29 protein-coding genes are annotated in these 20,297 nt (G+C 39.7%); 20 read left to right on the forward strand and 9 right to left on the reverse strand.

The window, feature by feature from the left end; translation table 11 throughout:
- The first annotated feature begins 98 nt into the window (after positions 1–98).
- The 3 genes from LCD32_RS08320 to LCD32_RS08330 all read left to right on the forward strand — a co-directional run bounded on the left by LCD32_RS08320 (position 99) and on the right by LCD32_RS08330 (position 3,693).
- On the forward strand, positions 99–2,093 hold the full coding sequence (locus LCD32_RS08320; RefSeq protein WP_224563495.1) for a glycosyltransferase family 39 protein: 1,995 nt from the start codon (positions 99–101) through the stop codon (positions 2,091–2,093).
- Positions 2,094–2,320: 227 nt separating this feature from the next.
- A complete protein-coding gene (locus LCD32_RS08325) occupies positions 2,321–2,701 on the forward strand; it encodes a NucA/NucB deoxyribonuclease domain-containing protein (RefSeq protein WP_224564554.1) in 381 nt (126 codons plus the stop codon).
- A gap of 143 nt (positions 2,702–2,844) precedes the next feature.
- Positions 2,845–3,693, forward strand: coding sequence for an STAS domain-containing protein (locus tag LCD32_RS08330; RefSeq protein ID WP_008343823.1), 849 nt, complete (start codon positions 2,845–2,847; stop codon positions 3,691–3,693).
- A gap of 34 nt (positions 3,694–3,727) precedes the next feature.
- Here LCD32_RS08330 and LCD32_RS08335 read toward each other — a convergent pair whose 3' ends face one another.
- The gene (locus tag LCD32_RS08335; RefSeq protein ID WP_046343622.1) at positions 3,728–4,270 is read right to left on the reverse strand and encodes an IseA DL-endopeptidase inhibitor family protein; all 543 of its coding nucleotides are present in this window, start codon (positions 4,268–4,270) and stop codon (positions 3,728–3,730) included.
- 296 nt (positions 4,271–4,566) lie between these two features.
- On the opposite strand from LCD32_RS08335, the gene LCD32_RS08340 reads away from it, so the two are divergent.
- Positions 4,567–5,010: a hypothetical protein gene (locus LCD32_RS08340; RefSeq protein WP_008343821.1), complete on the forward strand. Its 444-nt coding sequence runs from the start codon at positions 4,567–4,569 to the stop codon at positions 5,008–5,010.
- Positions 5,011–5,057: 47 nt separating this feature from the next.
- Here LCD32_RS08340 and lexA read toward each other — a convergent pair whose 3' ends face one another.
- Positions 5,058–5,678, reverse strand: coding sequence for a transcriptional repressor LexA (lexA, locus tag LCD32_RS08345; RefSeq protein WP_007499350.1), 621 nt, complete (start codon positions 5,676–5,678; stop codon positions 5,058–5,060).
- Between the two features lie 159 nt (positions 5,679–5,837).
- On the opposite strand from lexA, the gene yneA reads away from it, so the two are divergent.
- The 6 genes from yneA (at position 5,838) to LCD32_RS08375 (ending at position 10,254) form a co-directional block, all read left to right on the forward strand.
- Complete coding sequence (gene yneA, locus LCD32_RS08350) at positions 5,838–6,149, forward strand: cell division suppressor protein YneA (protein WP_007499348.1); 312 nt, start codon at positions 5,838–5,840, stop codon at positions 6,147–6,149.
- A gap of 17 nt (positions 6,150–6,166) precedes the next feature.
- Positions 6,167–6,814 carry a recombinase family protein gene (locus LCD32_RS08355; protein ID WP_025207396.1) on the forward strand — a complete coding sequence of 216 codons (648 nt, stop codon included), beginning with the start codon at positions 6,167–6,169 and terminating at the stop codon, positions 6,812–6,814.
- A 69-nt stretch (positions 6,815–6,883) separates the two neighbouring features.
- Entirely contained in the window at positions 6,884–7,114 is a 231-nt protein-coding gene (locus LCD32_RS08360; RefSeq protein WP_008343816.1) for a DUF896 domain-containing protein, read from the forward strand.
- 188 nt (positions 7,115–7,302) lie between these two features.
- Positions 7,303–9,306 carry a transketolase gene (tkt, locus tag LCD32_RS08365; protein ID WP_041092713.1) on the forward strand — a complete coding sequence of 668 codons (2,004 nt, stop codon included), beginning with the start codon at positions 7,303–7,305 and terminating at the stop codon, positions 9,304–9,306.
- Positions 9,307–9,504: 198 nt separating this feature from the next.
- On the forward strand, positions 9,505–9,951 hold the full coding sequence (sirA, locus tag LCD32_RS08370) for a sporulation inhibitor of replication protein SirA (RefSeq protein WP_007499339.1): 447 nt from the start codon (positions 9,505–9,507) through the stop codon (positions 9,949–9,951).
- An 84-nt stretch (positions 9,952–10,035) separates the two neighbouring features.
- Positions 10,036–10,254 carry a YneF family protein gene (locus LCD32_RS08375; protein WP_003212379.1) on the forward strand — a complete coding sequence of 73 codons (219 nt, stop codon included), beginning with the start codon at positions 10,036–10,038 and terminating at the stop codon, positions 10,252–10,254.
- Positions 10,255–10,522: 268 nt separating this feature from the next.
- Here LCD32_RS08375 and LCD32_RS08380 read toward each other — a convergent pair whose 3' ends face one another.
- A complete protein-coding gene (locus tag LCD32_RS08380; RefSeq protein ID WP_369810454.1) occupies positions 10,523–10,696 on the reverse strand; it encodes an aspartyl-phosphate phosphatase Spo0E family protein in 174 nt (57 codons plus the stop codon).
- A gap of 208 nt (positions 10,697–10,904) precedes the next feature.
- Between LCD32_RS08380 and LCD32_RS08385 the strand changes: the two genes are divergently transcribed.
- Entirely contained in the window at positions 10,905–11,612 is a 708-nt protein-coding gene (locus LCD32_RS08385; RefSeq protein ID WP_008343813.1) for a cytochrome c biogenesis CcdA family protein, read from the forward strand.
- 94 nt (positions 11,613–11,706) lie between these two features.
- On the forward strand, positions 11,707–12,189 hold the full coding sequence (locus LCD32_RS08390) for a CcdC family protein (protein ID WP_224563497.1): 483 nt from the start codon (positions 11,707–11,709) through the stop codon (positions 12,187–12,189).
- Between the two features lie 20 nt (positions 12,190–12,209).
- Here the strand turns inward: LCD32_RS08390 and LCD32_RS08395 are convergent, their stop codons facing one another.
- The 4 genes from LCD32_RS08395 to sspO form a co-directional block, all read right to left on the reverse strand.
- Positions 12,210–12,638 carry a DUF2621 domain-containing protein gene (locus LCD32_RS08395; RefSeq protein ID WP_007499335.1) on the reverse strand — a complete coding sequence of 143 codons (429 nt, stop codon included), beginning with the start codon at positions 12,636–12,638 and terminating at the stop codon, positions 12,210–12,212.
- Between the two features lie 259 nt (positions 12,639–12,897).
- On the reverse strand, positions 12,898–13,287 hold the full coding sequence (locus LCD32_RS08400) for an Hsp20/alpha crystallin family protein (protein ID WP_035391929.1): 390 nt from the start codon (positions 13,285–13,287) through the stop codon (positions 12,898–12,900).
- A 102-nt stretch (positions 13,288–13,389) separates the two neighbouring features.
- Entirely contained in the window at positions 13,390–13,536 is a 147-nt protein-coding gene (locus LCD32_RS08405) for a small acid-soluble spore protein P (protein WP_003211331.1), read from the reverse strand.
- Positions 13,537–13,553: 17 nt separating this feature from the next.
- The gene (sspO, locus tag LCD32_RS08410) at positions 13,554–13,700 is read right to left on the reverse strand and encodes a small acid-soluble spore protein O (RefSeq protein WP_017359581.1); all 147 of its coding nucleotides are present in this window, start codon (positions 13,698–13,700) and stop codon (positions 13,554–13,556) included.
- A gap of 220 nt (positions 13,701–13,920) precedes the next feature.
- On the opposite strand from sspO, the gene acnA reads away from it, so the two are divergent.
- The 7 genes from acnA to LCD32_RS08445 all read left to right on the forward strand — a co-directional run bounded on the left by acnA (position 13,921) and on the right by LCD32_RS08445 (position 18,713).
- On the forward strand, positions 13,921–16,650 hold the full coding sequence (gene acnA, locus LCD32_RS08415) for an aconitate hydratase AcnA (RefSeq protein WP_224563500.1): 2,730 nt from the start codon (positions 13,921–13,923) through the stop codon (positions 16,648–16,650).
- 66 nt (positions 16,651–16,716) lie between these two features.
- Entirely contained in the window at positions 16,717–17,220 is a 504-nt protein-coding gene (locus tag LCD32_RS08420; protein ID WP_008343807.1) for a TlpA family protein disulfide reductase, read from the forward strand.
- 76 nt (positions 17,221–17,296) lie between these two features.
- On the forward strand, positions 17,297–17,422 hold the full coding sequence (locus LCD32_RS08425; protein ID WP_003211002.1) for an FbpB family small basic protein: 126 nt from the start codon (positions 17,297–17,299) through the stop codon (positions 17,420–17,422).
- 51 nt (positions 17,423–17,473) lie between these two features.
- Entirely contained in the window at positions 17,474–17,617 is a 144-nt protein-coding gene (locus LCD32_RS08430; RefSeq protein WP_008357830.1) for an acid-soluble spore protein N, read from the forward strand.
- Positions 17,618–17,632: 15 nt separating this feature from the next.
- Positions 17,633–17,875, forward strand: a complete 243-nt coding sequence (gene tlp, locus LCD32_RS08435) for a small acid-soluble spore protein Tlp (RefSeq protein WP_017359579.1) — start codon at positions 17,633–17,635, stop codon at positions 17,873–17,875.
- A 103-nt stretch (positions 17,876–17,978) separates the two neighbouring features.
- Positions 17,979–18,401, forward strand: coding sequence for an acyl-CoA thioesterase (locus LCD32_RS08440; RefSeq protein WP_008343800.1), 423 nt, complete (start codon positions 17,979–17,981; stop codon positions 18,399–18,401).
- Positions 18,402–18,404: 3 nt separating this feature from the next.
- The gene (locus LCD32_RS08445) at positions 18,405–18,713 is read left to right on the forward strand and encodes a hypothetical protein (protein WP_019744130.1); all 309 of its coding nucleotides are present in this window, start codon (positions 18,405–18,407) and stop codon (positions 18,711–18,713) included.
- Positions 18,714–18,754: 41 nt separating this feature from the next.
- Here the strand turns inward: LCD32_RS08445 and LCD32_RS08450 are convergent, their stop codons facing one another.
- Positions 18,755–19,042: a HesB/YadR/YfhF family protein gene (locus LCD32_RS08450; RefSeq protein WP_008343795.1), complete on the reverse strand. Its 288-nt coding sequence runs from the start codon at positions 19,040–19,042 to the stop codon at positions 18,755–18,757.
- 96 nt (positions 19,043–19,138) lie between these two features.
- Positions 19,139–19,720, reverse strand: coding sequence for a glycerol-3-phosphate 1-O-acyltransferase PlsY (gene plsY / locus LCD32_RS08455; RefSeq protein WP_008343794.1), 582 nt, complete (start codon positions 19,718–19,720; stop codon positions 19,139–19,141).
- Between the two features lie 154 nt (positions 19,721–19,874).
- On the opposite strand from plsY, the gene LCD32_RS08460 reads away from it, so the two are divergent.
- Positions 19,875–20,288 carry a CoA-binding protein gene (locus LCD32_RS08460; RefSeq protein WP_017367328.1) on the forward strand — a complete coding sequence of 138 codons (414 nt, stop codon included), beginning with the start codon at positions 19,875–19,877 and terminating at the stop codon, positions 20,286–20,288.
- The last annotated feature ends 9 nt before the right edge of the window (positions 20,289–20,297 follow it).

Below are 20,297 nucleotides of genomic sequence, written 5' to 3' on the forward strand. Positions count from 1 at the left end.
ATCGTCAAATGCAGAAAAGTTTCTTTTTTTGTTCATCACTATTTCATATTTAAAAGCTATGCTGAATGAAATAAATGATAAAGAAAGAAGAGATATGAGTGAAAAATAAAAAAATAGATATGATATTGTTGTTGATTTTATTGATTGCAGCTTTTCTCTACACCTATCAAATTTGGCAGAATGACAGTGCCAATCAATATTATTTAGCTGCAGTCAAAAGTATGTCCAAAAGCTTCCATCACTTTTTTTATGCCTCATTTGATGCAGCTGGATTCGTATCAATTGATAAACCACCCGTCGTTTTATGGATTCAAACCATCAGTGCACTTATTTTTGGCTTTCATACATGGAGTGTGATATTGCCGCAGGCACTTGCTGGAGTGGGATCTGTTCTTCTTCTTTATCTCATGATAAAACCGGCTTTCGGTCAAGGTGCTGCAAGGGTGTCAGCGGCCGTTATGGCTCTCACGCCAATTGCCGCAGCTGTGAGCAGAACAAACAATATAGACAGTATGCTCGTCTTCACATTACTTGCGGGTACGTATTTCTTAATGCGTGCTGTAAAAAGCGGAAAGATGCGCTGGCTTCTTATTGCCTTCGCTTTGGTAGCGGTAGGATTTAATATGAAGATGCTGCAAGCGTTTATGGTCGTTCCAGCATTTATTTTCTACTATTTTATTGCTGCTCGCGTACCGTTAAAAAAGAAAATTTTCTCGCTCTTATGCTCGATCGTCGTATTAGCCTGCTTATCTCTATCGTGGGCAGTTACTGTAGATATGACAGCTGAAAGTGAGCGCCCTTATGTGGGAAGCAGTCAAACAAATTCAGTGTTAGAACTTGCCTTTGGGTATAACGGCACGGAACGGCTGCTTGGTCAGACGACAGGGAAATCCTTTGGTGACATGAACCAGCAAGCAGGTATGGTGATGCCAGACAATTCTGGATTAGGCGATTCGTCAGAGGATCAGTCAAACAGAAATCAGCCGCCACCACCCCAAAATCAAATGACGCCACCTCAACATGGTCCAGATGGTGGTTCTCCGCCTGGAAGTGCTGTAGGTCAACAAAGCATGAATATGTATGGCACTGGGAATCCCGGTATATTTCGTTTATTTCAATCTGCATTGTCAGGTCAAATCAGCTGGATGCTGCCGTTTGCTTTGTTTGGACTTTTAGGGATGATCATCAGCTGGTGGAAGGAGAGAAAAGCTCAATTAAATGAATGGAAACAAACGATGTTTTGGACAGCATGGCTGATTCCTGCTGCCGGATTCTTTAGTATTGCGGGTTTCTTTCACCATTACTATCTCATTATGCTTGCCCCGCCTATTGCAGCACTATGCGGCATAGGAGCTAAGAAGATGGGAGAGTTATTTAAGGCCAACAAAGGAGTATCTGCGTATTTGCTTCCAGCAGCAATCGCTGTTACAGCCATCTTCCAAGGGTATATTTTGAGTAACTATACGACTCAAATCAGTAGTATTTGGATGTATGCCATTGCGATTGCGGGAACAAGTATCGCTATCCTATTGCTGATGTACAGAGAAAAACAATTGATCATGAAACGACTGCTCATCACCGCTTTGACAACGCTGTTACTGATTCCAGGTTTTTGGTCCGCCACCCCAATCATATATGGTGGAAATGCTGTTCTTCCAGAGGCAGGTGTTCAGCTGGCTAGTTCACGAGGAGGGAACATGTTTACATCTAGTGTCAATCAAGGCTTACTCACTTATTTAAAGGCGCATCAAACAGGAGAAACGTATTTATTTGCAACGCTTACGACTGTTACCGCAGCGCCATATATTATTGATGAAGATGAGAATGTCATGGCTTTAGGCGGTTTTAATGGGACAGATCCTATTTTGACTGTCAATAAATTAAAAGCACTTATTCAACAAGGAAAGGTGAAATACTTTTTATTACCAGACAATCAGTCATCAGCTAACAGCAAATTGGTGAGCTGGATTAAATCACATGGTACAGTCATCTCATCAGAAGAATATAAACAATCCTCATCAGCTGAAGAAGGGATGCCGTCCGAGATGTCTTCGCAAAATGAAATATTATATAGAGTAGATGAAATATCTTAAGTAGAACAAGGCGAATGATGAAGAAATCATTCGCTTTTTCTTATGAATCTTTTGCTAGGCAGATTCAGCACATGTTTTTCACATGTCATCACGCAGCCACTCATACATTAAAAATGACTCATTTCCTTCAAGTCAACATCATTTCATCAAAAGTATGAGGAGGTCACGAGCTTTTGAAAATGAGAAAAGGCTGGATCGCTGCTGTCGTTCTTTGTTTTGTCATTTGGATGGGTGCGTTATTAGGTGGTTTTGGAGAGGATCGTTCCGCAAAAGGGGCAGATCGTTATGATCATGTGATTCAATTTCCTAAGGAACGGTATCCTGAAACAGGCAGTCATATTCAAGAAGCTATTCGAAAAGGGCACTCAGATGTGTGTACCATTGACCGAAATGGGGCAGATGCCCGCAGGCAAGAATCATTAAAAGGAATTCCCACAAAACCTGGTTTTGACCGGGATGAATGGCCGATGGCAGTGTGTCTTGAAGGAGGAAAGGGGGCGAGCGTTCAATATGTCAGTCCATCAGATAATAGAGGCGCTGGTTCATGGGTCGGGCATCAAATCAGCGAGTATCCTGACGGGAAACGAATTTTATTTATTGTCAAATAAGCATAGACAAGAGGCTCCTTGAGGGGGGCTTTTTTTGTTCAACAGGAGCGTATTCGAGCTAGCAGGTACAAAAGATTCAGTGGTACAATCAATCCATCAGGTACAAAGACTGACAAGTAGAAAATGTGAAGGGACATATGCTTATGGAAAAGAACCGTGCATTATACGATTTTTTCATGCAACATGCAGAGAAACTGACTGAAACATGGTATGAATCAATTGAGGATGATGATCCAGAATCTATTTATCGTTCAACAGATTCCAGCATCATAGCAGAGCTTAAACGGCAAAATCAAGATTATTATCAGCATTTTATACGCGCACTTATTGAAGACAAGACGTATTTACATACGAAATTTAAAAAATGGTCTGAAGACTTAGCAAGTGATCCGAAGCACTTGAACACACCATTAGATTACGTCGTGAGAGAATATATGTCCAATCAAAGAGTGGTTCTTCATTACTTAAAAGAGTTTATAAAACAGCATCAAGGTGATATTGACATTGATCGAATATTTTATTGGTATGATTTGATATCTGAGGCATTTAACATTTCAATTCATGTCTTTATTCAGCAATATGTGAAAAATACCACCAAAAAACTCGTTGCACAAAGAGACATGATTTATGAGCTGAGTTCCCCAGTCATTGTGTTAAAAAGTCATGTTGCCTTATTGCCTTTAGTTGGAGATATTGACACTGCGCGAGCAAAGATTATCTTAGAAAATACATTAAAACAGTGTTCGCAAAAAGGTGTTCAACATTTATGTATTGATTTATCAGGTGTCGTCATTATTGATACGATGGTAGCACATCAAATCTTTGATCTTGTCACGTCACTTCGGTTAATTGGGGTTGATACGACCATTTCAGGCATTAGACCAGAAATTGCTCAAACGGCTGTACAGCTTGGACTGCCTTTTAATGAATTTCAAACGGCTTCATCACTTGCTCACGCTTTAGATCGTATGACTGAATTTTCACCAATATAAAAAACCAGGCCTAGTAAACGGCCTGGTTTTTTATTTAGATCACAGCGTCAATTTTTGTTACTTTCCAATCGTTTTGTACTTTCTCGAAAGTGACAGTACGTTTTACTTTGCGTCCATCAAGTGTTGGGACTGAGAATTCGTATGTGCGGATTGTACTTTTCTTAGAGACGAGTTTAGGTGTTGCCTTATCCCAATTAAGCATATTGTCTCCGTCACCAACTGGCACAGCCATTTTTCCTTTATGAACGATGAACTGATAGTCTTTTAAACCTTGAGTAATGGCATCTTTTGTGAACACTTGAGATAGATAGCTGTTTAGTTTTTTCTTTGTATCAAATGTTTTAGACAGGTAGTTGTAAGTCATATCTTTATAAGTAAATGATTTTAATTTGTAATCTGAATGCTCTTTAATGTTGTAGCCTGACATCGCACTCCAAAAGTGTTCTCTTGCATCAAGGGCAATATGTAACGCTTCTTTATTTGTCAAAGCGGCTGATTTTTTGGAAGCGGCCAGTGTTGTTGTTTGTAATGAGATCATAAGCATAATAGCGGTTAATAAAACAAATAATTTTTTCAAGGCGATTGCCTCCTTTTCTCAATGAAAACTTCTTATGTTACAAATGTTACAATAGTTACAGAGATATTACAAGTATTAAATCTAAATGTTTTTTATTTCTTTTCTTTCTATCTATATAACGTTTGAGGGAGACAAAAAGTTTTCATTTTTTTATTTTTTTCTTCCTCATTAGTATTTAACCGTTCTAAAGAAGAATAAAACGTCTTTTGGAAAGATTTCTATTTGTCTCCTCAACACTCTTTTTTTATGTATGACATATACTGTCGTGATGAATGTCTAAGAAAGTGGTGTTTAGTATGTATAATCCATATGAAGGTACGTGGAATGGGTACTTGTACGATCGGCAGGTCCAAAGCATGCCGGCGTTTCCTATTTCTCAAGTTGGAGGATTTCCCGGCTTGCCATTCGGAGGGACTGGGCAAGGGCAAGGTGCAGGAGGACAATCGGTCCCGCCAGCCCCGCCGCAGCATATCATCTCGCAATATCAACAAGCAGTCTCTCAGCCTCAAAGTATGCAGCCGCTCATTGCAGGGCAGAGTGTAGGCGGAAGCCAGCAAACGGTTCAATTTGCAGCTGGATGTAATAGAAGGTGGACCATTGTGTTCCTTAGAAACGGTCAAGTATTTCTCATGTATGTTCTTTCCTCGCAGCCTTTTGGCCGTACAACGGGTTTCATATGGCCGAACTTTACATTTGGCTCGTTCCCAAGCTCTAGTATTCTTGCATATTCTTGTTCATAAAAGAAAAAGCCGGCTCTCATCAGCAGTTGATGAAATACCGGCTTTTTTTAATGAATATTTCTAAATACGCCAATCACTTTACCTAGTATACTCACATTCTGTAAAATAATCGGTTCCATTGATGGATTCTCGGGCTGTAATCTAAAGTGTGTATCTTCCTTATAAAAACGTTTCACTGTTGCTTCATCTTCTTCTGTCATAGCCACCACAATATCTCCATTGTTGGCAGTGCTTTGCTGACGCACAATGACGTAGTCTTTGTCCAAAATACCTGCATCGATCATACTTTCTCCCATAATTTCAAGCATAAATACTTGTTCATCTGGCGCTGCAAAAGTTTCTGGAAGTGGGAAATATTCTTCTACATTCTCAACAGCCGTGATAGGCAAGCCTGCTGTGACTTTTCCGATGACTGGAACATTCATTACAGCGCTCTTTGGAATATTCATTTCCTCTTCATCTAGTACTTCGATCGCTCTAGGTTTTGTTGGGTCTCTTCTAATTAAACCTTTCGTTTCTAGTCTAGCTAAATGTCCATGGACAGTTGAACTTGATGCTAGACCGACAGCTTCGCCAATTTCACGAACGGATGGGGGATAACCCTTGCTTTTTACTTCTTCTTTTATGAATTTCAGGATATCGAGTTGTCTTTTTGATAGCTTCGTCATCTTTTGCACCTCAAAACGTCAATTTTAAAGAAATTATAGCATGTTTTTCCTAACAGTACAAACATAGGTTCGAAAAAAACGTTTGACAGAAACGTTTGTTCGTATTTATAATGAGTGTCAGAAACAACGAACACACATTCTATTAGGAGAGATGACATTATGAGGTTAAAGGAATCTATTATTTTTATTGGGCTATTCTCATTCATCGTAGGCATATTTCTCTCACTTATTGCAGTCACTAGCCATAATGATCCAAATCAATATGTTAAAATAGAGGTTCAATCAGGTGATACTCTTTGGGGATTAGCTGATCAAGTAAACGACAGTAAATCAATCGATAAAAATGCTTTTATTGACTGGGTAACTGAACACAATGATCTCGCTTCAACTGACATCCAGCCGGGAGATATTCTTGTGATTCCAGTTAAAAAAGAGCATCCAGTCGTATATCAACTTGCAACAGTACAGTAGAAAGGTCGATTGAAGACATGAATGCAATCATTTATGCGAGAGTAAGTACTGCCAAAGAAGAGCAAGAAACCTCGCTTAAAAGACAAGAAGAAGAACTGCTTGCTTTAGCTGCAGCGCACAAGATGAATGTAGTCAAAGTGATTAAAGAAAAAGCGAGTGGATACGATCTTGATCGTGACGGTGTTTTTGACATGCTGGCTACGCTGAAAGAGGAAGAAATCGATGCTGTTCTCATTCAAGATGAGACACGCCTTGGAAGAGGGCAGGCGAAAATCGCTCTTCTTCATTGTCTGTTTAAAGAGAAAGTCAAGGTGTACAGCGTATTTCATAGAGGAGAGCTTGAGCTTTCAGAAGCAGACGAAATGGTCATTGAAATTGTAGGCGTTGTAGAAGAGTATCAGCGGAAAATTCATAATTTAAAAATTAAGCGCGGGATGAAAAAAGCTGTTGAGCGAGGGTATCAACCCGAACTGAATTTAAAACACCAAGAACAGGCGCCTGGCCGCGAACGTATTGAAGTACCGATTTCTGAAATTGTTCGATTAAGAAAAAACAACATGACATTCGCTGAAATTGCAGTGACATTGCAGGCACTTGGTTTTGACATTTCAAAAGCAACCGTCCATAGAAGGTACCAAGAATATGAAAAAGGGCTTGCGACTTAAAGCGTGATTTGTTGTAAAAATGACTGATATTTAGTAGTATGTAGAGAAAATGTTTTAAAGGAGTTTGTCATGATTTCTAAAGAACAGCTTGCAAGAATCAATGAGCTTTCAAAAAAGTCGAAAGAGGCCGGTTTGTCGGACGCTGAGAAAACAGAACAAAAGCAATTAAGAGAGGAATATTTAAAGGCTTTTCGTTCTTCTATGAAAAATACACTCAAAACCGTGAAAATCGTCGATCCAGAAGGAAACGATGTCACACCAGAAAAATTAAAAAGAGAAAGAGACCAGAATCTTCACTAAAGGTCATCATTTCTTGATTTTTGAAAAGATGGGAGGAATATTCTCATCTTTTTTCATATTTGTATAAGTTTTTAGGTGATCGATAAACTAAATGTGACAAAATCCTTCTTTTTCGGCGTGAAATAGTTGTGAAAAAAGGACAGTAGATTTATGATAATGGTGTACACAAGATACGGAAGGGGATTTATATGGAAACGATTGAATTGAAATCTATTGCAACAATACGTACTCTCTCCATAGACGCAATTGAAAAAGCGAATTCCGGTCACCCTGGAATGCCGATGGGCGCTGCTCCAATGGCGTACGCTTTATGGACGAATCACTTAAACGTAAGTCCGCAAAATCCAAATTGGTTTAACAGAGACCGTTTTGTGTTATCTGCGGGACATGGCTCTATGCTTTTATATAGCATGCTTCATTTAAGCGGATACAATCTGAGCATCGAAGATTTAAAACAATTCCGCCAATGGGGAAGCAAAACACCTGGACATCCTGAGTTTGGACATACAGAGGGCGTAGATGCGACAACAGGTCCTTTAGGACAAGGGATTGCGATGGCTGTAGGAATGGCACTTGCAGAAAGACATCTTGCAGAAACGTATAACAAAGATAACTTTAATGTTGTGGATCACTATACATACAGCATTTGCGGAGATGGAGACTTAATGGAGGGCATTTCCTCTGAAGCTGCTTCACTTGCTGGTCATTTAGGCTTAGGCCGTTTAATTGTTCTTTATGATTCAAATGACATTTCTTTAGATGGCGACCTCGATCGTTCTTTCTCTGAAAATGTGAAGAATCGTTTTGAAGCGATGAATTGGGAAGTTCTTTATGTAAAAGACGGCAATAACATTGACGAAGTGACGGCTGCCATTGAAAAAGCCAAACAAAGTACAGACAAACCTACACTTATTGAAGTGAAGACGACAATCGGTTTCGGATCTCCAAACCGTGCGGGAACGTCTGGGGTGCACGGTGCACCGCTTGGCAGTGAGGAAGCGAAGCTAACGAAGGAAGCTTATTCTTGGACGTTTGAAGAAGATTTCCATGTACCTTCTGAAGTGTACGATCATTTCAAAACAGCTGTTAAAGACGCTGGACAGAAAAAAGAAGCAGCGTGGAATGAACTGTTTGAGCAATATGAAAAAGAATATCCAGAACTAGCAGCTCAGCTGAAGCTTGCGATTGAAGGAAAACTTCCTGAGAATTGGGATCAAGAGGTTCCTGTTTATGAAGCAGGTTCAAGCCTTGCCTCTCGTGCTTCTTCTGGAGAAGTATTAAATGGCATTGCAAAACAAGTACCATTCTTTATTGGCGGGTCTGCTGACCTTGCTGGATCAAATAAAACAACAATCAAAGATACAACTGACTTTGGCAGAGAGAATTACGCTGGCAGAAACATTTGGTTTGGTGTGAGAGAATTCGCAATGGGTGCAGCATTAAACGGTATGGCACTTCACGGCGGACTTCGTGTATTCGGCGGAACATTCTTTGTTTTCTCTGACTACTTAAGACCTGCCATTCGTCTTGCTGCATTGATGGGACTTCCTGTCACTTATGTATTTACGCATGACAGCATTGCGGTTGGGGAAGATGGACCAACGCATGAGCCAGTTGAACAGCTCGCTTCATTACGTGCGATGCCTAACCTTTCTGTGATTCGTCCAGCTGATGGAAACGAAACAGCTGCAGCATGGAAAATTGCTGTATCTTCAACGAATAAACCGACAGCGCTTGTTCTTACTCGTCAAAACCTTCCAACGATTGATCAAGCACCAGAGAAGGCGTATGAAGGCGTAGAAAAAGGTGGATATGTCGTCGTTGAAGCAGCTGATGCACAGCCAGAAGCTCTTCTACTTGCTTCAGGATCTGAAGTAGGTTTAGCCATTGAAGCGCAAAAAGCACTTGAAAAAGAAGGCATTCGCGTTTCTGTCGTGAGCTTACCTGCATGGGATCGCTTTGATGAGCAGTCAGACGAATACAAAGAGTCCGTTCTTCCTAAAGCAGTGAGAGCACGTGTTGCAATCGAAATGGGTGCTTCACTTGGCTGGGAACGTTACACTGGCCTTGATGGCGATGTGATTGCGATTGATAAATTTGGCGCTTCTGCACCAGGCGAAACCATTATTGAAAAATACGGTTTCACTGTCAGCAACGTGGTGAGCCGCGTAAAGGCAAAGCTAAATAAATAATCAGTCTCCAAGCATCATGCTTTTTTGCAGTCGGTTTGCAGAGCTTTTCACTATGCTCTGCAAACTTTTTTCTTTTTTCTTGTTTTTTTGACAAAACTAGTTTCTTCTTGCTTCATATATAGACAATTCTTTCTTTCACATTTTTGTATAATACAAGCAATAAGCGAGATTGACGAAATGTGAAAGGAAGGGATAGACATGGAACGCCATTATTATATTTATTGGATTGAGGATGAGTTTGCTCATCATTATTTTGGTAGAGAATCTATTTTGTTTCATTTGTTTGAATCGTTACACTGGACGAACCGCAGTGATGACGAATTAGTCATGCTTGTTAAGCAAGTGGATTATGTAACGAAACGTATCCCTGCTTTTCATATGCACCAGCGTTTAATGAACAATTTAACCAACATTCACTATACACAAATAGGCTCAATATACAGTGCATCGCTGCCAGATGGAAAAGGCACAGCCGCATTCATTATAAAAGACCGTTACATTCAAATGTCTGCCACAGGCAGTTATGAGGCAGAAGCGGTGTTTTTTGAAGTACTCAGAAAAATTAGTCCTTGTTTCCTAGCTATGGACTTTGGATCAAAGAAGCATGGTTGGCTCAATCCGGTAAAAGTGAGGAATTTTGTTTAAAAAAATAAAATTGAACGTGAAATGTTGTATAATAGCCTTTTGTTTAGTACACTTTATACGAGACAACATGAAGGAGGAAGAATTATGGATTTATGGGTTGTCATCCTTGTAGGCGTTGTTGCACTGCTTGCAGGAGTTGCACTCGGATTCTTTATTGCTCGTAAGTATATGATGAGCTACTTGAAAAAGAATCCACCAATTAATGAACAAATGCTTCGAATGATGATGATGCAAATGGGCATGAAACCGTCCCAAAAGAAAATCAATCAAATGATGAAAGCCATGAACAACCAAGCGAAATAATACGTACGTTATTATGATCATAGATGGAACATGGTCCCTAAAGATTGGACAAGCGATGTCCTTTCTTTATTGAAGTCACCTTCATCAGACGCATAAAACCACTGTACTTGCATGAATAAAGCAGGGAAAGTGGTTTTTATTTTGCCGTGAACCGTCCGTTAAAGACAAAACAAAAAACCCCTGTGAGCAGAGGTTTTCGTTTCTTTTATTGTCACACATATCAACTTTTCTAAAATCGTGCGGCATTTGTTTCTATCTTGAGATATCATTAGTTGGCTGAGTTTGAGTGTAAGTGTCGTTGATATTGTAAGAGGAGATGATCTAGCTGCTGGCTATGTTCGATGGTCACTGTTGATGTCATCCCATTATGCAAGACAACTTTCATCAACTCTTCTCTTTTTTCTTCAATTTGAGTTAATAATGATGTTTTTACCAAAGTCATGTTCCTTTCATGCAAATCTTGATAAAAAGAATCGGTTCTATTATATCCATTTTAAGGTTTATTTTCAAATTTAAAGGGTTTGGTATCTTGATGTCAAATTAAATTATATAAGGTTTTAAGAGATTAGACCATCTTTATTGAGATGATGTAAAAAAAATGAAATGAATTTGTCATCTCTTATTGTATATTGTAAGAAGGGGGTGTTCTTTTGTCAGATTTGAATTACTTTTTAGCGTTTGGAGCAGGGTTTCTTTCTTTTATCTCACCGTGCTGTCTGCCACTTTATCCAGCCTTTTTATCCTATATTACGGGCGTTAGTATAGATGAAGTGAAATCTGAGAAGGTGATGCTGAGAAGGAGAAGTCTTCTTCATACATTATTCTTTTTAATTGGATTCTCTCTCATTTTTATTGCCATTGGATTTGGGACATCGTTTGTTGGGAAGTTTTTCATTGAATATCAAGATGCGATTCGTCAAATTGGTGCCATTCTCATTATTTTCTTTGGCTTTATGATTCTTGGTGTATTTCAGCCTTCTTTTTTAATGGGAGAAAAGAGGTTGCAGTTTAAGAATCGTCCAGCCGGTTTTTTTGGATCGATTCTCATCGGAATGGGTTTTGCTGCTGGTTGGACACCATGTACCGGCCCGATTTTATCAGCCGTCATCACACTTGCCAGCAACAAGCCAGAGTCCGCTGTGACCTACATGATTGCGTATGTATTAGGTTTTGCTATCCCATTTTTTGTTCTTTCCTTTTTCATCACAAAAATGGCTTGGATCAGAAAGCGCCAGCAGCTCATTATGAAAACTGGCGGGATTATTATGATCGTGGTAGGAATCTTGCTGTTCTTTGATCTTCTGACGTGGATCATTATTATGTTCTCATCATTATTTGGAGGATTTACTGGTTTTTGAAATCGTTTTCTACAGTCGCGGCGAATGGTTTTTTTTCGTCAATTGGAGTATATTATACATAGGCTGACCTTAAAGAATAAAGGAATGATTTGATATGATGATCATAATTTCTTCTATAGTGGCGGTATGTATGGCGGTAGCCGTCATGTTTATTCGCATTAAATCATCTGCAAAACCTGCAACCGCGAAAAAAATTATTTTACCTCCTATCTTTATGAGCACTGGTGCACTGATGTTTTTTGTGCCAATGTTTCAAGTAACTGGAGCTGAATTTTTAGAGGCGATTACTGTAGGGATGTTTTTCTCTATCTTTTTAATTAAAACATCGAAATTTGAAATTAGAGGCAATGAAATCTATTTGAAGCGTTCAAAAGCATTTGTGTTTATTCTCATTGGGCTTCTTGTTCTTCGTATCGGAATGAAGACGATTTTAAGCTCTTCCATTGATTATGGTGCGCTTAGCGGGATGTTTTGGATTCTAGCCTTTGGCATGATTGTCCCTTGGCGGGTTGCGATGTATTTGTCGTTTAGAAAGCTGTCTAAACAATTAGATCTGCAGCAGGCCCAAATAAATTAAACCTCCTTTTTAAAAGGAGGTTATTTTAATAAAGATTCATATGGTGAATGGTCGATCTTTTTTTCTTGAAGGCGCTTTAGTAGAAATTTATGATCCCGCTTCGGTGTAGCGATAATATAGCCACGAATGATTAAGTCTAAATTAATGCTGGCCGCTTGTTCTTTAAGTGCCAGCTCGCCAATTTTACCGGCGATTTTTTCTTTGGCGACATCTCTAAACAGCTCTGGAACCGGTAAAACTAGCTCATTTAATAGCTGTTTGTCTTCATCACGCCATAGGTGCAGGCTCTTTTGAATATATTCATCCTGCCAATCAAGCTCTGATTTCCCGTCTTCTTTCGGCAATCGTTTTAAAAACTTGCGAAACATAAAAAAGCCACCGATCGCTAGTAATCCAATCATCACTGTACCCCAAAATAAAATGAACCACAAAAACCAGCCGCTTAACATGTTCTCACTCCCTATATCCCTTCTCTCTATTCTATTTTACATGAAGAGAAGGTAGAAGAAAATAACAAAAATGTATGTGTTTTTTCTCTATAAACGCCTTTTTTGATCAAGAGACGCCCATTTACTAGAATGACCCAAACCATTTAGTAGAAAAGGAATACATTATTGTATAGCGACTCTACTATTTGGCCATGGTGGTTCGCACAAGGTATTGACTTGAAACGAACGGAAGAGAGCCCGCCTGTATACAGGCGGGCTCTTAATGTTTGAAGTGCGGCATTTGAAAGGAAAATGCTCCGTCTTGACGATGGGCATCCTTTTTGATTTTGATTGATATGATTCTGTTTTCGTAATCTGTATCAATGTCTTTGTCATTCAAATAAAAAGGCAGTATGACACTTTTTTCAATCGGCTGTTCTCTTTCATCAATCAAATAAGCGAGGATGAGCTCACATCCGGAAAAGGTCAGTTTTAAATCAGTGATCGATAGGGTGGAGAGGTCGATCTCAATAATATAATCACGGCTCGTTTCATAAAGATCGATTGGGAGCTGCTCGTCATACCATGCAAAAGGATCGTCCATTAATACATTCAGCCAATCATCTATTTCAAGAAAATCAGAGGAATTCACTTGCTTTTCATTCTCCATAAACACTCCTCCATCACATCTCATAATAAATCATATGATAAAAGCTGAAATGTGTGAAAGACCTAAAACATCCCGTTTGGTCACGGGCTTTAGAGAAAATGTTTACATATCATGATGTGAATTGTGCTTTTGTCTTGTATGGTTGCGGTTTTTCACTTTTTTACTGCCTGATAGTGGCTCAGGCTGCCCGCCTTGATGCTCTTTAGGAGAGTTTTGACGTATGTCTTTCCCTGTGTTTTTGTTCGTCATCATTTCTCACTCCTTTCTTATTGGTTTTTTTTACGCTTTTTATTGTTTTGCTTTTGTTCTTCTGTTAAAACGAGCTGATCATTTTCTATATAACCTGCACCATTTCCTTGGCTTTTGGCTGCGTTCATGCCGTCAATGACATGATTTGCTTTTCTTTTTGTCATGTTCTATCACCTCAGCATTAGTATGAACCCGTGCTGCTCAGTTTATGAAGAGTAATCATTTCCTTGTGATAAGCTAAACTTATTGAATTTAATAAAAGCATTGTTATTTACTTATGTATGAATTTGTTTTAAGATGAAATTGTGAGAAAATTGTGGTGAAATACGACGATTTTTCTGAGAATTGAAATTGATCTTGATCATCAAAAGGGGGATTTTGGACATGTCGAAACAGCAGCAAGTCGCTAAACAAGACGCTTTTCAATCTAGAAAAACGTTTTCGACAAATGGGAAAACGTATCACTATTATTCGTTAGAAGCACTCGAGAAACAAGGAATCGGAAATGTTTCTAAGCTGCCTTATTCCATTAAGGTACTGTTAGAATCAGTGCTTCGCCAAGTAGACGGTAGAGTGATCAAAAAGGAACACGTTGAAAACTTGGCAAAATGGGGAACTGCCGAGGTAAAAGAAATTGATGTTCCATTTAAACCTTCTCGTGTTATTTTACAAGACTTCACGGGTGTGCCAGCTGTCGTTGACCTTGCTTCTTTAAGAAAAGCAATGGCAGATGTGGGCGGAGACCCAGATAAAATCAACCCTGAAATTCCAGTTGACCTGGTCATTGACCACTCTGTACAAGTCGATAAAGCTGGAACTGAAGATGCATTAAACATTAACATGGATTTAGAATTCGAACGTAACGCAGAGCGTTATAACTTCCTTAGCTGGGCAAAGAAAGCGTTTAACAATTATCAAGCTGTTCCGCCTGCAACAGGGATCGTTCACCAAGTGAACTTAGAGTATCTTGCAAGTGTTGTTCATGCAATCGAAGAAGATGGCGAGATCATCACATATCCAGATACATTAGTTGGTACTGACTCACATACAACAATGATTAACGGTATCGGTGTACTTGGATGGGGCGTTGGCGGTATCGAAGCAGAAGCTGGTATGCTTGGTCAGCCTTCTTACTTCCCAGTGCCAGAAGTCATTGGGGCTAAATTAGTTGGAGAGCTTCCAAACGGAACAACTGCAACTGACCTTGCATTAAAAGTGACACAAGTTCTTCGTGAAAAAGGCGTAGTGAACAAGTTCGTCGAGTTCTTCGGACCTGGTGTTGCACAATTGCCGTTAGCTGATCGTGCAACAATTGCGAACATGGCGCCAGAATACGGTGCAACTTGCGGATTCTTCCCAGTAGATGAAGAAGCGCTAGCTTACCTTCGCCTTACTGGACGTGATGAAGAGCAAATTAATATCGTTGAAGAATATTCTCGCGCAAATGGCTTATTCTATAAGCCAGATGCAGAAGAGCCAATTTTTACTGATGTTGTGGAAATTGATCTTTCTCAAATTGAGTCAAACTTATCTGGTCCGAAACGTCCACAAGATTTGATTCCACTTTCTCAAATGAAAGAGACGTTCCATAAACACATCGAAAGCCCAGCTGGTAACCAAGGTTTTGGCTTAGAAAAATCAGAGCTAGATAAACAAATCGAATTTGATCTAGCAAATGGTGAAAAGGCTGTGATGAAGACAGGTGCGATTGCGATTGCAGCGATTACGAGCTGTACGAATACATCGAACCCATACGTCTTAATCGGAGCAGGTCTTGTTGCGAAAAAAGCCAGTGAGCTCGGTATGAAGGTGCCAAATTACGTGAAAACGTCACTAGCACCGGGTTCTAAAGTTGTAACAGGGTACCTCGTGAATTCGGGACTTCTTCCATATTTAAGAGACCTCGGATTTAACATCGTTGGGTATGGCTGTACAACATGTATCGGAAACTCAGGACCGCTGGAAAAAGAAATTGAAGATGCTGTCTCTGAAAATGATCTGCTGATCACTTCTGTTTTATCAGGTAACCGTAACTTCGAAGGTCGTATCCACCCGCTTGTAAAAGGAAACTACCTTGCATCTCCACCATTAGTTGTGGCCTATGCACTTGCTGGTACGGTGAATATTGATTTAACAAAAGATCCGATCGGTGTCGATAAAAATGGAGAGAACGTTTATTTCAATGACATTTGGCCATCAATGGATGAAATCAACAGCGTCGTGAAAAGCACTGTCACACCTGAGCTATTCCGTTCAGAGTATGAAACTGTTTTTGACAACAATGACCGCTGGAATGAAATTAAAACAACGGATGATGCATTGTATAAATGGGATGAAAATTCCACATACATTGATAACCCGCCATTTTTTGAAAACTTATCAGTTGAACCTGGTAAAGTTGAACCACTTAAAGGATTGCGCGTAGTGGCGAAGTTCGGTGACTCTGTCACAACAGACCATATTTCTCCTGCTGGAGCAATTGGTAAAGACACGCCTGCAGGTAAATACTTGCAAGAAAGAGGCGTTTCGCCAAGAGACTTTAACTCATATGGATCACGTCGTGGTAACCACCATGTAATGATGAGAGGTACTTTTGCAAACATCCGCATTAAGAACCAAATCGCACCAGGAACAGAAGGCGGGTATACAACGTACTGGCCAACTGGTGAAGTGACATCCATTTATGATGCATGCATGCGTTATAAAGAAGATGGAACTGGTCTTGCGATCTTAGCAGGCAAAGACTACGGAATGGGTTCTTCACGTGACTGGGCTGCAAAAGGAACAAATCTTCTTGGAATTAAATTCGTTCTTGCGGAAAGCTTTGAGCGTATCCACAGAAGTAACCTTGTCTTCATGGGCGTACTTCCTTTACAGTTTAAAGACGGTGAAAGTGCAGAAACTTATGGACTAACAGGAACAGAAACATTCGAAGTAGATGTTGATGAAACAGTTCGTCCGCGTGATCTTGTCACTGTAAAAGCAATTGATACAGATGGCAACGAGAAAACATTTGAAGTAATTGTTCGCTTTGACAGTGAAGTCGAAATTGACTACTACCGTCATGGTGGTATCCTTCAAATGGTACTGCGTGAGAAATTGGCAAGCAACTAATAAAGCAAAGAAGAGAAGGCGATTAGACAGCTTTCTCTTCTTTTTTAACATAGTGGAGGATCAATCATGTGGAAAAAAGGAATGGCAAGCGCTGTTTTACTTGTGTTGATTGGTTTACTTGCATGGAATGTATTCGGACCAAAAGAACCCGCCATCGGTCTTGAAACAGGGGACAAAGCCCCTGATTTTGAGCTCAAAACCCTTGATGGCAAAACGGCATCTTTATCTGATTATCGAGGGAAAAAAGTACTTCTCAATTTTTGGGCGACATGGTGTAAGCCTTGCCGAACAGAAATGCCAGATCTAGATGCAATTAGAAGTGAAAATGACCAAGTTGAGGTACTAGCGGTGAATTTGACGAACACTGAAAAGAGTGTGGATCACGTCGCATCTTTTATTGATGAACTTAAGGTCAGTTTTCCTGTTTTATTAGATCAAAAAGGTATTCAAGCGAGATATCAGGTACTTTCATATCCGACGACATACATACTAGATGAAAAAGGGCGTATCCTGTCTGTAAAGCATCAAATGCTCACAAAAAAAGAAATTGAAAAAGAGCTGGATCTATAATGATTCAGCTCTTTTTTGCTTATTTTCTAAATGTTTTGGCGAAAATGGTATGAACAGAGTGGAGGTGGTGATAGAAATGAGACGAAGAAAGCGCCGTACTTTTGAAGAACTTGTGCTTGAAAATAAAAAAGAATTATTAAGCAATGAGGAATTTTTAAACCAGCTTGAAGAAAAGTTGGAAGAGCGATTTAGACAGAAATAAGTTATGATTTGACCTTTTTCGTTCATCCTAAAGAAGAGGGAGGGATGAATGATGGGTAGAGAGCATGATAAACAAGCGCAGTTTACACCAGACCATTTAGGGACAAAACCTGTAGCATACAAACGAAATAAAGGCAAAAAGATGCATAATAAATCGAATGAACAGCCTGATGTGATACAGACGAAGGGCGAATAATAGGAGGGAAGCATGATGAATGACAAGTCATATCAATCCAATCCAGATGATCGTTCTGATAATGTTGAGAAGCTGCAGGATATGATCGAAAACACACTTGAAAATATTGATGAATCTGAAGCAGCAATGGGTCTTTCAACAGAGGAAGAAAAGCAGATGATCAAGCAAAAAAATGAAAACCGTAGAACAAGTATTGACGCAATGCGTTCTGAAATAAAGGACGAGGAAGCAGCAAGAAAGAGCGGTTACACTGAATAAACCAGGGATTCCTGGTTTATTTTATTGCCTCTTTTTAGAAGAACCAATTGGAATGTGGTAAAATGTCAGAGACGTTAGGTTTTGATAGGAGAGCGATGAAAACGTGTATGTATCTAAAAAAGAAATAGAAGTCCGTTATGCAGAAACAGATCAAATGGGCATTGTGTATCATGCCAACTATTTAATTTGGATGGAAGTCGGCAGAACAGCGTTAATTAAAGAATTAGGCTTTTCCTATGCCCAGTTAGAGGCAGACGGTGTCCTTGCACCTGTTGTCGATCTTCAGGTTCAATATAAGAAACCACTACTGTACGGTGAAACGGCTACAGTTCACACATGGATAGAAGAATATAACGGCGTGAAAACAGTGTATGGCTATGAAATACAAAAACCTGATGGACAAACGGCTATTACAGGGACCACCTCACATATTTGTGTGGACAAAGAAACCTTTAGACCGATTCAATTTAGAAAAGCTTTCCCTGCATGGCACAGCGTTTACGAACAGTCCAAGAAGCAGGTTTGATCCATGGCATTTGGAATTAAAAGAAGAGATTTGAATGCTTGGAAATCAGCTGTTCGGCAAGGGAATGTGGCCTTTTTGACACACTATTGGCTTGATGACCGTTTTCCGCATGCGAATACTGTCACAAAGGCAGCCTGTCAGGATATGGAGCAATTAATCGCTTGGGGACAAAAGCATGGATTAAAGAAAGAATGGATCCATGTTCGCGAAGGTTTTCCTCATTTTGATCTCATCGGTGATTCGCAAAAACGAATTTTACAAAAAGAGCGGTCGTTAGGAAACATTCAGGAGTATGGACTTTATATTGAGTGATAAACAAAAAAGATACCCGAGGGATGAGGTATCTTTTTTGTTTATTCATAATGAAATTCTGGTTCTTTCACGGACTCGTTATAATCAATATGCAGATCATGGTTGTCAAAATACCAAATATCACTTTCTTCCACGAAGAAAGTAATGCCTTCTACTTCAGCGGTTGCGCCGGCATTTTGAGGTTCATCTTTTGCGACGCCGAGAGAAAAGCCTTTTTGTACATTACTGCACCCGCCATATCTGACAAAAAAGCGAACATGATCACCTTTTTCTAAATCCAGTTCATTCTTGTACCAATTGAGTGCATCATCTTTTATCGTTAATTTCAATGTGATCGCCCCTTTTTGAAGTCATGCTGTTTTTAAATGCAGGATGCAAAAACAGCTTTTCTTTACTTTTACCACATATTTAAATTGATGAAACGGCTAAAGCCATTTGATTTTCGGTTCAGTTTTGTTGAGAATTCGTTTGAGGTTGGCGATGTGTCTGAAGATCACAAAGCCAGCAAGAACAGCAACAACAATAATTAAAAATAGATCTTGGGTGAATATGCTGTAAATGAATGTGTAGATCCCAGTCAGCATAGATGATAATGAAACATATTTACTAATGTATAAAAATAAGAAAAAAGCAGCGATCATAGTGATAAATAAGAACGGGGCATAAAATAACAGCACGCCGCCTGATGTAGCGACCGCTTTTCCCCCTTTAAATTTTGCAAAGACAGGAAAGCTGTGACCGATAACAGCAGCAACTCCTGCTAATAAGGGATGAATGTCCAGTTGCATGAAAAACGGTAAAGCCGAAGCAAGAGTCCCCTTTAAAATATCAGCTGTGATAACGATCGATCCTGCTTTCACACCTAGCGTACGGAATGCATTCGTCGCACCTAGGTTCCCGCTGCCATGTTCACGGATATCGATTCCCTTTGCAGCTTTCCCGACAATGAGACCTGATGGAATACTGCCGAGAAGATAAGCCAAAATAAACATCAAAGCAATTAACATCTGCATAACTCCTTTATATTCTCCCTCTTGTCTTACATTTTAACATGATCTTATGAAAAACATGGCGATCTTTTTTTGAAAAAAACGATGGCCGATGAATTCAGCTTTGTTTTTAACAAGAAATTCGCTAAAATAGAAGAAAAGGAGTGTCTGGATGAATCATCCTTCAAAACAAGAAATTGGGCGTATATTAAAAAGCAGTAAGCGAATTGCAGTTGTAGGTTTGTCAGATCAGCCGCACCGAACGTCCTATATGGTTTCAAAAGCCATGCAGGATGCCGGTTATGACATCATTCCTGTCAATCCAACGATTGATGAAGCACTTGGGGTAAAAGCGGTCGCCTCTTTAAAAGACATAGAAGGGCCTGTTGATATCGTCAATGTCTTTAGACGTTCTGAGTTTTTGCCTGAAGTGGCGAAAGAATTTCTTGAAATAGACGCACCTGTTTTTTGGGCGCAGCAAGGCGTATATCATGAAGAGGCAAAAAGGCTGATTGAGGAAAATGGCAAGGTCGCCATCATGGACTTATGTATCAAAGTGGCTCATGCGATGACAAAAACTCATTAAATCGTCAAA

The organism is Bacillus sp. RSS_NA_20, from assembly GCF_020165915.1.
Classification (GTDB): Bacteria; Bacillota; Bacilli; order Bacillales; family Bacillaceae; genus Bacillus; species Bacillus altitudinis.

Excerpts from the sequence above, each read along its gene's own strand:
- LCD32_RS08325 (WP_224564554.1), top strand. The coding sequence starts at position 2,321 with ATGGGTGCGTTATTAGGTGGTTTTGGAGAGGATCGTTCCGCAAAAGGG.
- LCD32_RS08330 (WP_008343823.1), top strand. The coding sequence starts at position 2,845 with ATGGAAAAGAACCGTGCATTATACGATTTTTTCATGCAACATGCAGAG.
- LCD32_RS08340 (WP_008343821.1), top strand. The coding sequence starts at position 4,567 with ATGTATAATCCATATGAAGGTACGTGGAATGGGTACTTGTACGATCGG.
- lexA (WP_007499350.1), bottom strand. The coding sequence starts at position 5,678 with ATGACGAAGCTATCAAAAAGACAACTCGATATCCTGAAATTCATAAAA.
- yneA (WP_007499348.1), top strand. The coding sequence starts at position 5,838 with ATGAGGTTAAAGGAATCTATTATTTTTATTGGGCTATTCTCATTCATC.
- LCD32_RS08355 (WP_025207396.1), top strand. The coding sequence starts at position 6,167 with ATGAATGCAATCATTTATGCGAGAGTAAGTACTGCCAAAGAAGAGCAA.
- LCD32_RS08360 (WP_008343816.1), top strand. The coding sequence starts at position 6,884 with ATGATTTCTAAAGAACAGCTTGCAAGAATCAATGAGCTTTCAAAAAAG.
- tkt (WP_041092713.1), top strand. The coding sequence starts at position 7,303 with ATGGAAACGATTGAATTGAAATCTATTGCAACAATACGTACTCTCTCC.
- sirA (WP_007499339.1), top strand. The coding sequence starts at position 9,505 with ATGGAACGCCATTATTATATTTATTGGATTGAGGATGAGTTTGCTCAT.
- LCD32_RS08375 (WP_003212379.1), top strand. The coding sequence starts at position 10,036 with ATGGATTTATGGGTTGTCATCCTTGTAGGCGTTGTTGCACTGCTTGCA.
- LCD32_RS08380 (WP_369810454.1), bottom strand. The coding sequence starts at position 10,696 with ATGACTTTGGTAAAAACATCATTATTAACTCAAATTGAAGAAAAAAGA.
- LCD32_RS08390 (WP_224563497.1), top strand. The coding sequence starts at position 11,707 with ATGATGATCATAATTTCTTCTATAGTGGCGGTATGTATGGCGGTAGCC.
- LCD32_RS08395 (WP_007499335.1), bottom strand. The coding sequence starts at position 12,638 with ATGTTAAGCGGCTGGTTTTTGTGGTTCATTTTATTTTGGGGTACAGTG.
- LCD32_RS08400 (WP_035391929.1), bottom strand. The coding sequence starts at position 13,287 with ATGGAGAATGAAAAGCAAGTGAATTCCTCTGATTTTCTTGAAATAGAT.
- LCD32_RS08405 (WP_003211331.1), bottom strand. The coding sequence starts at position 13,536 with ATGACGAACAAAAACACAGGGAAAGACATACGTCAAAACTCTCCTAAA.
- sspO (WP_017359581.1), bottom strand. The coding sequence starts at position 13,700 with ATGACAAAAAGAAAAGCAAATCATGTCATTGACGGCATGAACGCAGCC.
- acnA (WP_224563500.1), top strand. The coding sequence starts at position 13,921 with ATGTCGAAACAGCAGCAAGTCGCTAAACAAGACGCTTTTCAATCTAGA.
- LCD32_RS08420 (WP_008343807.1), top strand. The coding sequence starts at position 16,717 with ATGTGGAAAAAAGGAATGGCAAGCGCTGTTTTACTTGTGTTGATTGGT.
- LCD32_RS08425 (WP_003211002.1), top strand. The coding sequence starts at position 17,297 with ATGAGACGAAGAAAGCGCCGTACTTTTGAAGAACTTGTGCTTGAAAAT.
- LCD32_RS08430 (WP_008357830.1), top strand. The coding sequence starts at position 17,474 with ATGGGTAGAGAGCATGATAAACAAGCGCAGTTTACACCAGACCATTTA.
- tlp (WP_017359579.1), top strand. The coding sequence starts at position 17,633 with ATGAATGACAAGTCATATCAATCCAATCCAGATGATCGTTCTGATAAT.
- LCD32_RS08445 (WP_019744130.1), top strand. The coding sequence starts at position 18,405 with ATGGCATTTGGAATTAAAAGAAGAGATTTGAATGCTTGGAAATCAGCT.
- plsY (WP_008343794.1), bottom strand. The coding sequence starts at position 19,720 with ATGTTAATTGCTTTGATGTTTATTTTGGCTTATCTTCTCGGCAGTATT.
- LCD32_RS08460 (WP_017367328.1), top strand. The coding sequence starts at position 19,875 with ATGAATCATCCTTCAAAACAAGAAATTGGGCGTATATTAAAAAGCAGT.